Annotated in this window: 13 protein-coding genes; 5 read left to right on the top strand and 8 right to left on the bottom strand. The window is 42.7% G+C overall.

Going from position 1 to position 12,621, the window contains the following annotated elements:
• Nucleotides 1–6 precede the first annotated feature (6 nt).
• Nucleotides 7–1,065, top strand: coding sequence for a phosphotransferase family protein (locus ACYTPF_RS08350; protein ID WP_461851879.1), 1,059 nt, complete (start codon nucleotides 7–9; stop codon nucleotides 1,063–1,065).
• A 74-nt stretch (nucleotides 1,066–1,139) separates the two neighbouring features.
• Nucleotides 1,140–2,114 carry an NADPH:quinone oxidoreductase family protein gene (locus ACYTPF_RS08345; RefSeq protein ID WP_461851878.1) on the top strand — a complete coding sequence of 325 codons (975 nt, stop codon included), beginning with the start codon at nucleotides 1,140–1,142 and terminating at the stop codon, nucleotides 2,112–2,114.
• Between the two features lie 88 nt (nucleotides 2,115–2,202).
• Here the strand turns inward: ACYTPF_RS08345 and ACYTPF_RS08340 are convergent, their stop codons facing one another.
• From ACYTPF_RS08340 to ACYTPF_RS08330, 3 genes are all read right to left on the bottom strand, one after another.
• Nucleotides 2,203–2,967 carry a DUF6174 domain-containing protein gene (locus ACYTPF_RS08340; RefSeq protein ID WP_461851877.1) on the bottom strand — a complete coding sequence of 255 codons (765 nt, stop codon included), beginning with the start codon at nucleotides 2,965–2,967 and terminating at the stop codon, nucleotides 2,203–2,205.
• A 180-nt stretch (nucleotides 2,968–3,147) separates the two neighbouring features.
• The gene (locus ACYTPF_RS08335; protein WP_461851876.1) at nucleotides 3,148–4,563 is read right to left on the bottom strand and encodes an alpha-amylase family protein; all 1,416 of its coding nucleotides are present in this window, start codon (nucleotides 4,561–4,563) and stop codon (nucleotides 3,148–3,150) included.
• A gap of 224 nt (nucleotides 4,564–4,787) precedes the next feature.
• Nucleotides 4,788–5,516 carry an SDR family oxidoreductase gene (locus tag ACYTPF_RS08330; RefSeq protein WP_461851875.1) on the bottom strand — a complete coding sequence of 243 codons (729 nt, stop codon included), beginning with the start codon at nucleotides 5,514–5,516 and terminating at the stop codon, nucleotides 4,788–4,790.
• Between the two features lie 271 nt (nucleotides 5,517–5,787).
• Between ACYTPF_RS08330 and ACYTPF_RS08325 the strand changes: the two genes are divergently transcribed.
• Nucleotides 5,788–6,381 (top strand): DUF6515 family protein, encoded by a 594-nt coding sequence (locus tag ACYTPF_RS08325; protein WP_461851874.1) that lies wholly within the window; start codon nucleotides 5,788–5,790, stop codon nucleotides 6,379–6,381.
• Nucleotides 6,382–6,421: 40 nt separating this feature from the next.
• Here the strand turns inward: ACYTPF_RS08325 and ACYTPF_RS08320 are convergent, their stop codons facing one another.
• From ACYTPF_RS08320 to ACYTPF_RS08310, 3 genes are all read right to left on the bottom strand, one after another.
• Nucleotides 6,422–7,675 carry a GGDEF domain-containing protein gene (locus ACYTPF_RS08320; protein ID WP_461851873.1) on the bottom strand — a complete coding sequence of 418 codons (1,254 nt, stop codon included), beginning with the start codon at nucleotides 7,673–7,675 and terminating at the stop codon, nucleotides 6,422–6,424.
• Between the two features lie 90 nt (nucleotides 7,676–7,765).
• Entirely contained in the window at nucleotides 7,766–8,248 is a 483-nt protein-coding gene (locus tag ACYTPF_RS08315) for a YchJ family protein (protein WP_461851872.1), read from the bottom strand.
• Nucleotides 8,249–8,536: 288 nt separating this feature from the next.
• On the bottom strand, nucleotides 8,537–8,947 hold the full coding sequence (locus ACYTPF_RS08310; RefSeq protein WP_039216466.1) for a hypothetical protein: 411 nt from the start codon (nucleotides 8,945–8,947) through the stop codon (nucleotides 8,537–8,539).
• Nucleotides 8,948–9,275: 328 nt separating this feature from the next.
• Here ACYTPF_RS08310 and ACYTPF_RS08305 point away from each other — a divergent pair, with 328 nt between their 5' ends.
• Nucleotides 9,276–9,674, top strand: a complete 399-nt coding sequence (locus ACYTPF_RS08305; protein WP_461852102.1) for a YqaA family protein — start codon at nucleotides 9,276–9,278, stop codon at nucleotides 9,672–9,674.
• A 22-nt stretch (nucleotides 9,675–9,696) separates the two neighbouring features.
• Here the strand turns inward: ACYTPF_RS08305 and ACYTPF_RS08300 are convergent, their stop codons facing one another.
• Nucleotides 9,697–10,356 (bottom strand): protein-methionine-sulfoxide reductase heme-binding subunit MsrQ, encoded by a 660-nt coding sequence (locus ACYTPF_RS08300; protein ID WP_461851871.1) that lies wholly within the window; start codon nucleotides 10,354–10,356, stop codon nucleotides 9,697–9,699.
• Nucleotides 10,357–10,453: 97 nt separating this feature from the next.
• Nucleotides 10,454–11,461: a protein-methionine-sulfoxide reductase catalytic subunit MsrP gene (gene msrP, locus ACYTPF_RS08295; protein WP_461851870.1), complete on the bottom strand. Its 1,008-nt coding sequence runs from the start codon at nucleotides 11,459–11,461 to the stop codon at nucleotides 10,454–10,456.
• 298 nt (nucleotides 11,462–11,759) lie between these two features.
• On the opposite strand from msrP, the gene ACYTPF_RS08290 reads away from it, so the two are divergent.
• A complete protein-coding gene (locus ACYTPF_RS08290; RefSeq protein WP_461851869.1) occupies nucleotides 11,760–12,587 on the top strand; it encodes a hypothetical protein in 828 nt (275 codons plus the stop codon).
• The last annotated feature ends 34 nt before the right edge of the window (nucleotides 12,588–12,621 follow it).

Below are 12,621 nucleotides of genomic sequence, written 5' to 3'. Positions count from 1 at the left end.
GTAAGTGTGTCAAACGACAAAGCTAATGCGCCACATGCAATAGACTTAACGGTGCTTAATGATTACTTATCTACTGCGTGCCCAAGTGTTGGGCACGTTGAAAGTGCTGATAAATTTGCAGGGGGGCAATCGAACCCTACGTTTAAGCTAACTACGGATAACGGCGTTTATGTATTACGTCGCCAACCGCCGGGTAAGTTATTGAAGTCTGCGCATGCAGTAGACAGAGAGTTCCGCGTTATTAACGCCTTGCAGGGATCAGAAGTGCCAGTGCCTAAAGCGTACCATTTATGTGAAGATACCAGCATTATCGGCAGTATGTTCTACATTATGGCGTTTGTAGAGGGGGATATTTTCTGGAACAGTGCGTTACCGGAAGTAGAGTCTTCTGCGACACGCGGTGCAATGTACGATGAAATGAATCGAGTCCTTTCTGCGCTTCACAGCGTTGATATTGAAGGTGCTGGTTTAAGTGATTACGGCAAGCCTGGCAGCTACTTCGAGCGACAATTAAGTAGGTGGACAAAGCAGTACCGAGCGTCTGAACTTGAGCATATTGAAGAGATTGAGCGTCTTATTCAGTATCTTGAAACTAATTTGCCTGAAGACGATGGCCAAGTGTCGTTAGTTCACGGCGATTTTCGCTTAGACAATATGATGTTTGATATGTCTGATACTGATAAGCCGCAGGTTGTTGCAGTATTAGACTGGGAGCTTTCAACCTTGGGTCATCCTTACGCCGACTTGGCGTACCAGTGCATGCAACTGCGTTTGCCTTCTGACATTGCGCACGCGGCTGGGTTAGGTGGCCTTGATAGAAAGCAGTTAGGAATACCTTCAGAAAAAGAGTATATCGATGCCTACTGCAGGCGCAGAGGTATAGGAACCATTGATAACTGGACCTTCTATTTGGCATTTAGTTTTTTCCGTTTAGCCGCTATTTTACAAGGTGTAGTGAAGCGCGCTCACGATGGCAATGCATCAAGTGAAAAGGCTATGCAGTTGGGGGCAATGGTGCGACCCCTTGCTCAAATTGCAAACCACACCATACACCAAAGCGAATAAACGCCACATAACATATTTAATGACATGCCATGTAATTTACGGCGGGCACGTCGAACAAGTTAACTGGAGACAGTATGAAAGCAATTGTATGCGAATCTTTTGGTCCACTTGATGACCTTCAATTAAAAGATGTGGCAGACCCAGTAGTTAAAAAAGGCTATGTGGTCGTAAATGTTGAAGCCGCAGGAGTTAATTTTCCAGATGGGCTGTTGGTACAAGGTCTTTACCAAATGCAGCCAGACTTCCCATTTGTGCCAGGTAACGAAGTAGCGGGTACTATAAGCGAAGTAGGTGAGGGCGTAAGCCACCTAAAAGAAGGGCAGCGAGTTATCGCACTCTCTAACTTAGGTGGATATGCAGAAAAAGCGCTAATCCCAGCTACGTATGTTATGCCGTTACCCGACCCCATTCACGTGAACGAAGGGGCTGCCCTTGTAACCGCCCATGCAACAGCCCATCATGCTTTGAAACAACGGGCAAAGCTGCAGCCTGGCGAAACATTGGTGGTAACGGGTGCTGCTGGTGGTACTGGCTTAGCAGCTGTGCAAATAGGTAAAATAATGGGTGCCAAAGTTATTGCCGTTTGTTCAACTGAAGAAAAACTGGCGCTTGCTAAAGAGTATGGCGCTGATGTTTTAATTAACTACAAAGAAAAAGATCTCAAAGAAACGCTGAAAGAAGTCACAGGCGGCAAAGGTGTTGACGTAGTTTATGAATGCGTTGGCGGTGACACATTCCACGCTTGCAGCCGCAGTATGGCGTGGGAAGGGCGTTTGCTTGTAGTTGGATTTGCAGGTGGTGAAATTCCAAAGTTTCCAGTAAATCTTGCCCTAGTCAAAGGCTATTCGGTTATGGGCGTATTTTGGGGCTCATTCACTCAGCACGACCCAAAAGGGTTTGCTGAGAACATGCAGGAATTGCTTACTTGGTACGTGCAAGGCAAAGTTAAAGTAGTGGTTGATGAAGCCCTACCACTAGAACAAGCAACAAAAGCCATGGCGAAGGTTATGAACCGCGAGGTGAAAGGCAAAATGGTGCTTGTGCCCTGATCCTACACGTCTGATAAAAAGACAACTTAACGAAAAAAGCCTGACCCTTCTATGGTTCAGGCTTTTTTCGTGAATCTTAAAGCAATGGTTATTCTGGTATTAGTTCTACATTGAACTCTCTGGTCAACACATGACACAAGTCTTTACCAATGCCTAAATTATCTACCTGATAGTCTTGATAACCCTGTTTTTGTACTGTGAGGGTGTAAAAACCAGGACGTTCGTCAAGCATTGCGATCAAACTGTCATCTGCACAATCCGTATCATCAACCATAACAGTTTCAGAATACGCTTCTTCCATTGCAGTAGCCGTAACGCCACATGCAATCGGCGTTTGCGTCGCTTGATCTGTTACCGAAAGCAAGAGGCCATCTTCTACCGTTGCTGTACAAGCCACATCGCTTTCGGCAACAAGGTTGCTAATTGTTAGGGTATATTCGTCGTCAGCTATTTGCTCGTTGATATCCACGCTAATTTCGGTCGGATAGCCGAGTTCAGGGTCGTATTTCACCGATAGCGATTCTGCGCGACTTTCTTCTAATGCAATAAGTTGAAACAAGCTATCAATGCTTTCTGTAGTTGCATCATCTAAGGGTAAGGCAATATTGCCTTCAATAATGGTTTGAGAGGTGACCTGACCATCTTCTACCAAGACTAAGCGAGGTAGCGTAGTTTCTTCGGTGCAAAAACATGATACTTGATACTCAAACTGATAAGTGTCGATGTTCTCGTTTTCCCATTTTGCGCGATTAGCGTTGAGGTCGTCGAGTACATCGTTTGAATCGCTACCACCGCAGCCTAATAAGAGCGTAATAGCAGAAATCACCGTAGCAATACGTAAAATAGTAATCATAACCTTCCTTGTTTTTTATTTTTCATAATTAGCCGCGATAATAGGTTTCGCGGCAGTTTTGTGACAAATAGAAATAAAAAGCGGCTTTGTACTTCACGTAATACAAAACCGCCATAAGGTTATATTAATATGACTGATGAAAAAGTAAACAGTTTCGCTCAGAAACGTTGTGACGCTGCGTTATTCCATAAGCCACATGCGGGCGCTTCTGCCTGGTATATAGAACTTATGCCACTGAGACGTAATATATTGCACATCGTTACTTAACGTATCGCGGTAATTTCTGTACCACCACAAATTGTCCGTTGATGTATCTACCCAAATATCTTGGCCGTCTGCGCATTTATTAATACCCACAACGCCCTGGTGGTCACGCTTGAAGAAAATAACGCAATCATTATGACTTACCACTTGCATGCCACTGCCCTGAACTCCGTTATGGAATTTAACCATACCCTTGATGTCATCACGCTTGTATAAATCTACCCAACGATTATCACCACTTTCATTGTTATCTGAGTACAATAATGGAACACCACCGTCACGCCCTAGTACATAGGCATTTGCCAAATGTTCGTCGGTAGGGTCAAGTAACTGGTAGCGGAAGCCATCGTTTAGCGGGATGTCGTGGGTAATACTAAATGTAATGGCCTTGTCGCCTGATAAAGCCTGACCGTACGCGGCTGGGTCAACTAAAGCATTCATCGAGCCACCGGAGCTAAATGCATTGCGTATTTGCGCGAAAAGCGGGAAGTCGTAGGCCGAGTGACCTGTTGCTGACAAATAAGGTGCAAGGAAGTTATCATACTCACTAGAGCCTGCACCGCCTGTGGTAATTATTTCTCCGAAAACATGTACGTCGTTTTTTATATTGCTGTCGAACACCGCGTTTATATGATAGTTGGTCATATGCTTTGCAGCATCAACGCGAAAACCGGTAACACCCATGTCTTTTAACGCCTGAAGATACGCTTTTTGTTGGGCCACGACCCAATTATTGGGGTCTAGGTCGGGCAAGCCAGGATCTGGCGCGGCGCCGCATAATCTATTGTACTGAACATCGCCCACGTCGCTGTAGTTACTGATGCACTTAGGGCCACCTTGATCATACGTACCGTGGAAGTCACCACCGCCAAAAAGGCCGCTACTTACATCACCAAATAGTGTGATGCCATTGTAGTATCCCTGATTTGATGAGTATTGCTGTAGTACTTCACTTCCGGGGTAGTTTAAGTCTGAACGTTTCCATGCTTCGTTCGCCATATGATTAAAGACAATATCCGCATAGGTTTCTACACCTTTGGCATTTAATGCATTAACCATCGCTTGAAAGTCAGCAGTGTCACCAAGTGGGTTATCAATAACTCGATAGTCCTGTGGTTGATATCGCGCCCACCACTGATTACCTGTCGATTTATAAGCAGGCGAAACAAGTACTTTCTTGTAACCTAGGTCTGCAATCTCTTGCGCCTTTGCGGCAACATCGTCGTAGGACCAGTTAAACGCGTGTAGGATAACGTCTGCATGGCTGTGATAACTTGGCGTACTCAATACTGCACTTATTAAGACACCTGCTGCATGTTTCTTCATCTTCATAGTGTGATCTCTTTCGGAAAGGAGCGGATAAAAGATGATATTTATATTTACAAGTTATTAACCTATAATAAACAAGATGCATACGTATTCATGTTTTTATTGGTTAAGAAGAAAGTGCTTTTTGATTAATAGAAGTTACTTACTAAGGAATGTACATAAGGTGTAATGAACGGTAGAGAGCAACGCCCCCTGATTGTTATGCACGGGGGCGTTCTTTTTAGAGGTTAAAGGGACATATCGCCTAAAATAATATTCTCCGCGAAACTTTCGTATGCATCGCCAATTTGTTTGGCAACTTCATCAGGGAAAGTATGAAAATCTTCACTTTCTAGCGCTTCTGCTATCGCGTTTGCTACGATATCAGGACCGGGAGCATCATCAAATCCCGCATTTTTACCCATATCAGTTCCAATAGGGCCTGGGTGGATGCTTATGACAGATACCTCTTTTTCAGATAGTTTTTCACGTAACCCTTGGGTTAATGAGTAGGTTGCTGCTTTAGATGCGCAGTATGTTGATATATCGCCAAAGGTTTTAACTGATGCAATTGAATTAAGTTGAACAATGGCGCCCTTGTTTGCAACTAATGTCGATTCAAATGCTTGTGCAACGTGAATTAAACCAAACACGTTCACTTCAAACTCACTGCGAAGGGCGTCTTCTGCGTCCTCGCTTAGCGGTGATTCATGCTTCATAATTCCCGCATTATTGATGACAATGTGAGTATCAGTGGCTTTCTGGGCAAGCGTTTGGACTGATGCTTTGTCGGTAACGTCAACTTGTAGCGTTTCTACTTTATCTGCGTACTTGTCGTGAAGATGCGTAGTAGATTCCGGATCGCGTACCGCCAAATAGATCTTGCTTACGCCTTTTTCGAAAAGTGCTTCTACAGTTGCTTCTCCAATCCCACGATTTGCACCTGTAATAAGCGCTGTCTTACCTTGTAAATCCATAATGTAGTACCTCCATTTAGTTACAGTCGTAAATTCTTTCCTCGAAATATAGGTAAAGGATCACATTTTTCACGAAACAAGGTTAGGCATGAAGACACTAAATTAAAGGCATGCGCTTTACTCAATTTATACATTACTTGATGAGTTGCTGACGAATTTTCTCGGACGGATGAAATCAAATAGAACAGACAGTAACGACAGTCTTCCAACCGTTCAACTTCAATTCTAATAGGATTGCAATATGAAATTAAAAATAGCGATGGTATCTGTTTTGTCAGTATCACTTATCACAGCATGTGCGCATTCACCTGGCGGTGCTAGAGGGCACGTTAGGGTCGGTGGACATGGCAGCGGTGCCGTGGTTGCAGTAACAGCAGGAATTGGAATAGGAGCACTTATCACAAACGTGTTAACTAAACCTAATTACGAGCCGGGACATAAACCAAAAGACATTCCCCAAAATGCGCACGTCATTCATTATCACGGGGCAGCTTATCGCTACCATCATGGTGTGTTTTACCGTGAATTCGACGGGCATTACCAAGTAGTTAAACCTCCTATAGGTATCACTGTTAAGACACTTCCACCAAACCCCGACGTGATTATTTTCGAGGGAGATAGATATTTTACGGCGGAGGGTGTTTACTACTTTCAATCGGGCGATGAATACGTGGTGGTAGGTGAACCTATACTTGAAAAACACGAGGGTGAAGATCAATATTTATCAGGTCATTTCTACAGCCAATTGCCGAATGAAGCACAAACGGTCAAAATTAACGGAATTCAGTATTTTACATACAATGGACAGTTTTTTCTGCCACAGGCTGTGAATGGTAAAATTCGTTATCTAGTGGTTGAATTATAAAGTGGGAAACGACGCTATCATCAAGCTAAAAACGCAAATATCAATCATGATAGCCAATGCTTTTAATAGTATTTTTGCCTAAAGATTTCGCCGTGTATAGGGCCTCGTCAGCGATTGATAAAATATCGTGAGCCGGGTCTTCTGCGAGGCCCTCTTCAGATAAGATATTTACTATTCCGAATGAACAGGTTGTATTAAAAGTGTGTGCTTTTGCTTTAAATACTGTAGAAGCAATAGTTTGGCGAATTTGCTCTACAATATCACTCGCTTTAAGTGCAGAGTGGTAATCAGAGAATAAGATCACAAATTCATCGCCACCTAAACGCGCCACGCAATCGCTTGGACTGAGGTGTCTTTTCACAATTTCAGTAATGTTTTTGAGTAATACATCACCACTGGAATGACCGTAGCTATCATTGATGTTCTTAAAATTATCAACATCAAATATGCATACGGCTAATCGATTTTTAGCGCTACGTTGAATCTGAAAAATAGCCTCATTTAGCTTTACTTCCATAAAGCTTCGAGAGAGCGCCTGAGTTAAATGGTCGTACATCAATTGATTGTTGAGCGTACGTCTTTCTTTATAAAGCCCATCAATGTGGAGCACTAGAACCCATGCGATGGTGCTGGTAACTACAAAAGAGCCAAGCCATGTAAGCGGCGGGAGGTCGATAATTTCGATACCAGTTAAGGTATCGCCAATACCGGTGATAAGCCATAGAGTGTTCGCTAGAAGTAACAATAGTATAGGGCCACTTCCCTCAAGTCTTGAGCGCTGCCGGACAAAAACTCGAATGAGAATATATATGCAGTACGACCCCAATACTAAGATCCAAAGACCCCAGATCTCGAAAAGTAGCCCGTACTTTAGCCCAGTATAGTACTTAGACGTCGCATAGAACGCATTATCTAAAAAGTATGGGCTGGGCACAGCAGTTAAAACAGAAAATATACCGCAAATGACATAACACCATTTCAAAAAATAAGGGGCGGTGTAGCTATAGAATGCAAGGTAGAAATGAAGACTAGTGACAAGGGTAAACATAGCCCCAATAATGGTAAGTCTATTTGAAACACTAAGAGCAAAAAGATTCTCACCTGCATTAATCAGTACACCAAAAGCCCCGAAGAAAATTGAGCTTATGAAAGCCGAAAGAGCAAAGAGAAAATAGTACTTAACGGGCTCTTGGTGGTGGAAAGTTAAGCGATAATATAGCAAAGCGAAGAAAAAGCTCATCAGCAAGCAGATGCTAGATGTAACAAACAGCGGAAGCGACAATGTGTTGATCATGTTATAGCTATTTTCCTCAACGTGCTCATCATCATATTTTAGTGTAGAGCAATTATCCTTCTAGAGTAACTTTTTCAATGTTCTAATACATTAATGGTTTTTAAGGCTGCAGCACTGCTTGAATTTCTTATTGCTACCGCAAACGCATGGGAGGTTTCTTCCGTACTTAATTTTGCCGCAGTCGTCGTGTAGTACACCGTCGTGATAACGCCACTTACCGTCTTCAATATTAAAATTTGACGTTTCGTGAAGCTGATACATGCTTTTATTTTCAAAGTAATAAGCAGTGAATTCAACGACGGCAGTATTGGGCTTGGAGTTAGCCGCTAGAGTGGGGTGTACTTTCAGCGCAAACCATGTCGCACCTTGTGCGCTTTTCGCCAATTCCTCTACAGAAAGAGCCAGCTGCTTCTCTTTGGTATAGGTTTCCAGAATATATTGATAGTGCGCTGTAGCGTAGGCTGAAAATCGCGAGCGCATAAGTTGCTCGGCAGAATTAGGGTATTTAACACCCTTAATAAAAGGCTCGCAGCATTCGTTAAAGGGTTTTGATGAGCAACAGTAACAGCGCATAAGACAACTCGCGGTTTAAGAGTATAACAAGCGCTACAGTATAAATATAAGTGGCGTGAGCCCCAACTTTTTTAAACGTGAATGTTGCAGGTATTCAATGATTCCGTGGCGAGCTATGCCAGATAACTCATGTCAGAGAAATCACACCAAAGAACTCATACCAAGAAAACCATACCAAAAAACTCATACCAAAAAATAGGGCAAAAGGGCGTATGACAATAAATGTTTAAGCTTTGCCTATGTCTCTATTTGGGCAAAAACAGGTTTTAGGCATAAACAGGCTTTGTATTACCAAGGGCCTAATGCTACGTTTTGTTCGTCATTAATGCTGTTAACACGTACATTCACTAGGCTGACAGAGTAAAGCTCACACAGCTTTCTAATCATTTCACTGTCTGTTGGTTGAAGGTCTAAATCGATGTTTTCCACATACAGTGTTTTACACTGGCCACCTGTAATCAGCTTACTGATCCATTCAGGCATTTTTTCTTTTTCAGGTTTCTGAATACGGATAGCGTGATCTACAGATTTAGAAAACGACACCGTATTTGAAAGCAGATAATTCCAACCTTTGTCGTTATTTCCTTTTCCATTACCTTGTTTTTCGCCAGGAAACCCTTCTATCGGCAAAGGTAGTTGAACAACATTTGAAACCGAAGCGCGTAAAGCATTGAATCGTGAAACTGAAGATGTGTTCATAGTAAAACCCTTTATGCATTTGCCCTTAAGTTCATAAATCGAACTTCAGGAATATTGTTATTAATTAATACTGGTTACTTATACAGTGTGTATGTGTATACAGTATTCATAAAAGAGGGATTTGGCAAGTATTTAGTTGTACTTTTTTCACACAAATTGGTGCTTTGTCAGTAACTATATAAAAGATAATGGTTTTTTTGTGCTATCGAATTCTGAAGGAAGTATTCATACTCCGATTAAGGTAAGATGCGCGCGAATCTTACATAGAACACTACTGTATAAAGCTGGAGGAGCGTTGAGCGTATTAATACATTTAGGCTACTTGGGGATGTTCTTATCAGCATTGTTGGCTGCCACTATATTGCCTTTCAGCTCTGAAATTGTGCTTAGTGCTTTATACAGTAGTGGGTTGAGCTGGGTGTTGTTGCTTGTTGTTGCTTCGTTAGGAAATGTACTCGGCTCGGTGGTTAATTATGCATTGGGCTTCAAGTTCGGAAAAGAAATTGCGACCGATAAGTTAAAAGTGAGCGAAGCAGCGTTTAATCGTGCAAGCTACACCTTTACAAAGTGGGGGAAGTGGAGCTTGTTTTTATGCTGGGTACCTATTATTGGCGACCCTATTACTTTAGTATCAGGTGTACTTAGAAGCCCGTTTTGGTTTTTTATCCTCGCGGTAACTCTTAGCAAAACAGCGCGTTATGCTGCGCTGCTTTACGTGCTTGTTTAGAAGGTTTTCGACTTTAGTTTTCTCACTCCACTGCGTTTTTGTCTCTCGACTTCTTTTGGCTTTTCTTCTGATACGTCACATACCACTGCTTCATTCTTGGGCTCATTAATGTCAGTCCAATCATCCAATACCAAACGGGCTCTTGCCAAAACGTCTTCTGCGACCAGCTGAAATGAAGTAGTGCAAGAGGCAGGATCAGGTAAATGCCGTTATGAAGCTTCTGCCACTTTCTTCCCATGTTGCGCTGGATACGCTTAAACGACGTAGCAGTGAGAGCTAAAAGAAGAAGTAACGCTGCCATGCCAACAATGATGTAAGGCCTGCTTACTATCTCGCTAGCCACTAGTGCCATATCAAGCTGGAGTTCAAACACAATGTAAGTGAGCAGGTGTGCAAAGGCGTACACAAAGGTGTATACGCCAATCATACGTCTAAATTGCATTGGTTCTGGGCTTGGTAGCCATTTAGCAAGTGGGCTTAGAGTAAGCGTTAGTAAAAGAAAGTGAATTGCCCAGGTTCCAGTCTCGTTGATGAGCGTGTTTACAGGGTCTGGACCAAGCTGATCGGTTACCCCTGCAAAAAACAACCAGGCGATATAGCCCAATGCGAAAAGGTGAATAAGGCCCTTCAAACTGCGACGCTGCCAAATAGAGAATCGAAATGGTTTTTTTCTTAACGGCATTAAATGAACAACTTAATAATAATGTTTAATAGCTTCGGTTATAAGATATTGGTTAAAAGGGCTAGCTATTTGCTCGTAGCCCTATAAAAAGTAGCAGCTAGTAATAACGGGATAAGTCCATATCTTTGTATAGCGGCGCGACTTCGCTGTAACCGTTGAACATTTGGGTGTCGATGCGGTTTCTGGCGAGTAGCCCACCTGTGGTTATTCTACGCTCGCTGGCCTGGCTCCACCTTGGGTGTGACACGTTTGGATTCACGTTGGCGTAAAAACCGTACTCGTTGGCGGCCAATCGATTCCACGTGGTAGGGGGCTTCTTGTCGGTAAGACGAATTCGTACAATAGACTTAATACTCTTAAAACCGTATTTCCACGGTACAACAAGCCGAATAGGCGCGCCGTTTTGAGGTGGCAAGGTTTTCCCGTAAAGGCCAACCGACATAAGCGTTAACGGATGCATGGCTTCATCAAGTCGCAAGCCTTCTACATATGGGTAATCAATACCACCACCGGTAAAGCGGCTTCGTTGGCCAGGCATTTGCTCAGGGTCGTATAGGGTTTCAAATGCTACATATTTGGCTGACATCAACGGAGCAGCTTGTTTTAACAACGCCCCTAACTCAAACCCAATCCAAGGCACCACCATCGACCACGCTTCAACGCAGCGCAAACGGTAAATGCGCTCTTCTAGGGGAAAGCGTTTGGTTAAGGCGTCGTGATCAAGCTCAATGGGGTTTTTCACCATACCATCAATTTTCAGCGTCCATGGATTAGTTTGAAATTCAGTCGCATTTTTGGCTGGCGCATCTTTTGAAGTGCCAAACTCGTAAAAATTGTTGTAGCTGGTGACTTTATCTTCAGGCGTTCGGGTTTCCGCTATTTGGTACTTTGGGGGCTGACTAAACTCCAGTGCTTTACCTTTAAAAGCAGCCTTTTCTTCCTCATCTTCCCAAAACCAACCGGCAGCACTTGCCGACTTTGCAAGTAACGTAGAGGCGCCCACAAAGCCCATAGATTTGAGCAATGATCGACGATTCATATAAACGCTTTCATTAGTTACGTCATTATCAGTTAATTTAACCGAGGGTTTAAATGGTTTTGCCATTACTCTACCTTTATCTGCCGTTAATAAACGCCATTTCTAAATGGGTTCTCTATGTATGTTTGACACTTGAGAATGTTCTAGCTCGCATTAAGCTGTATTTGATGTATTACCACTGCTGTTAATACGAGCGCACAGTAATTAAGTTTTAGATGCGTATAAAAATAGACCTTAGAACTCGGATTAAAATTTCAAGAAAGTATGGTGCTGTTACAACTCTTCGATTTTGACATGCTGTAATAATGGCAGTAGGGTTTGAATAATACAGGAAAGTTGATGTTAGTAGCAAAGGAAGGACCCTATGAAAATACTTTTGGCAACCCTGGTTGTCTTTTGTGCCCATGTGGCAAATACCAGTTGGGCTAACGAATTATCCAACATCGATGCATTTCCTTTTATAGAACGCACTTCAGATAAAAGTGCAGCCCTTTATCACTCCATTATTTCGGGTAACCTAAATCAAAGCGAAGCTTCTACGCTTAGCGCAATTGAGAACATATTAACTGACCCCAACGTGCAATTGCCCGATATGGTAGTCGCTTCACTCGGTCTTCAATTTTTATCTGCGAACATCGTTAACGGTACTTCTCCACTTTTTCTGGAAGATATATCCGACCTGTATGAAAAAGCCAAAGCAAATTTAAAGAACAATAGGGTGCAGCGACGAAATTTTTTAAGCTGTATGCTTTATGGAAATAAAAAAGTTAAATACACCCTTAAAGCGTTGGACACTTTGGTTGATGCAAATGATGAATATTTTAATCAAGTCCAAATGAGGCACTTTAGAGATACAGACCAGACAACGCAAAGTTTAGCTGCTCAAATGTACGGGATGGTTACCAGAGAAACAATTTTCATGGCGAAAACACATCGCGCAATTCTCAACTTTCACAAACGCTATCCCGAAAGCGTATTAGATGAGCGCATTGATGTTGCCCTGCTATTGCGAAACTTAGCCGTTGGCTATAATCAGATGCGTGCCCAATCCCTCGAATTGAGTACGAAGCGTTTGATCAAACAACTTGAAAATGAAGGTGTAATACCAGCAGCATCGCTAACAAACAGAGTGTACAGCTATATTGAAATTGAGCACCTTCCTTGGTTAGCAAGTACGTCTACTCGTTTGTAAATTAAGCTCAACGCTATTTCTAGAAACAAATATT

The sequence above is a fragment of the Alteromonas sp. HB246098 genome (assembly GCF_054890645.1).
This window is presented reverse-complemented; position numbering and strand designations above follow the sequence as displayed.

Coding starts and splice junctions, on each gene's coding strand:
- ACYTPF_RS08330 (WP_461851875.1), bottom strand. CDS start 5,516: ATGGATTTACAAGGTAAGACAGCGCTTATTACAGGTGCAAATCGTGGG.
- ACYTPF_RS08305 (WP_461852102.1), top strand. CDS start 9,276: ATGTTCTTATCAGCATTGTTGGCTGCCACTATATTGCCTTTCAGCTCT.
- ACYTPF_RS08290 (WP_461851869.1), top strand. CDS start 11,760: ATGAAAATACTTTTGGCAACCCTGGTTGTCTTTTGTGCCCATGTGGCA.
- ACYTPF_RS08345 (WP_461851878.1), top strand. CDS start 1,140: ATGAAAGCAATTGTATGCGAATCTTTTGGTCCACTTGATGACCTTCAA.
- msrP (WP_461851870.1), bottom strand. CDS start 11,461: ATGGCAAAACCATTTAAACCCTCGGTTAAATTAACTGATAATGACGTA.
- ACYTPF_RS08320 (WP_461851873.1), bottom strand. CDS start 7,675: ATGATCAACACATTGTCGCTTCCGCTGTTTGTTACATCTAGCATCTGC.
- ACYTPF_RS08315 (WP_461851872.1), bottom strand. CDS start 8,248: ATGCGCTGTTACTGTTGCTCATCAAAACCCTTTAACGAATGCTGCGAG.
- ACYTPF_RS08310 (WP_039216466.1), bottom strand. CDS start 8,947: ATGAACACATCTTCAGTTTCACGATTCAATGCTTTACGCGCTTCGGTT.
- ACYTPF_RS08335 (WP_461851876.1), bottom strand. CDS start 4,563: ATGAAGATGAAGAAACATGCAGCAGGTGTCTTAATAAGTGCAGTATTG.
- ACYTPF_RS08340 (WP_461851877.1), bottom strand. CDS start 2,967: ATGATTACTATTTTACGTATTGCTACGGTGATTTCTGCTATTACGCTC.
- ACYTPF_RS08300 (WP_461851871.1), bottom strand. CDS start 10,356: ATGCCGTTAAGAAAAAAACCATTTCGATTCTCTATTTGGCAGCGTCGC.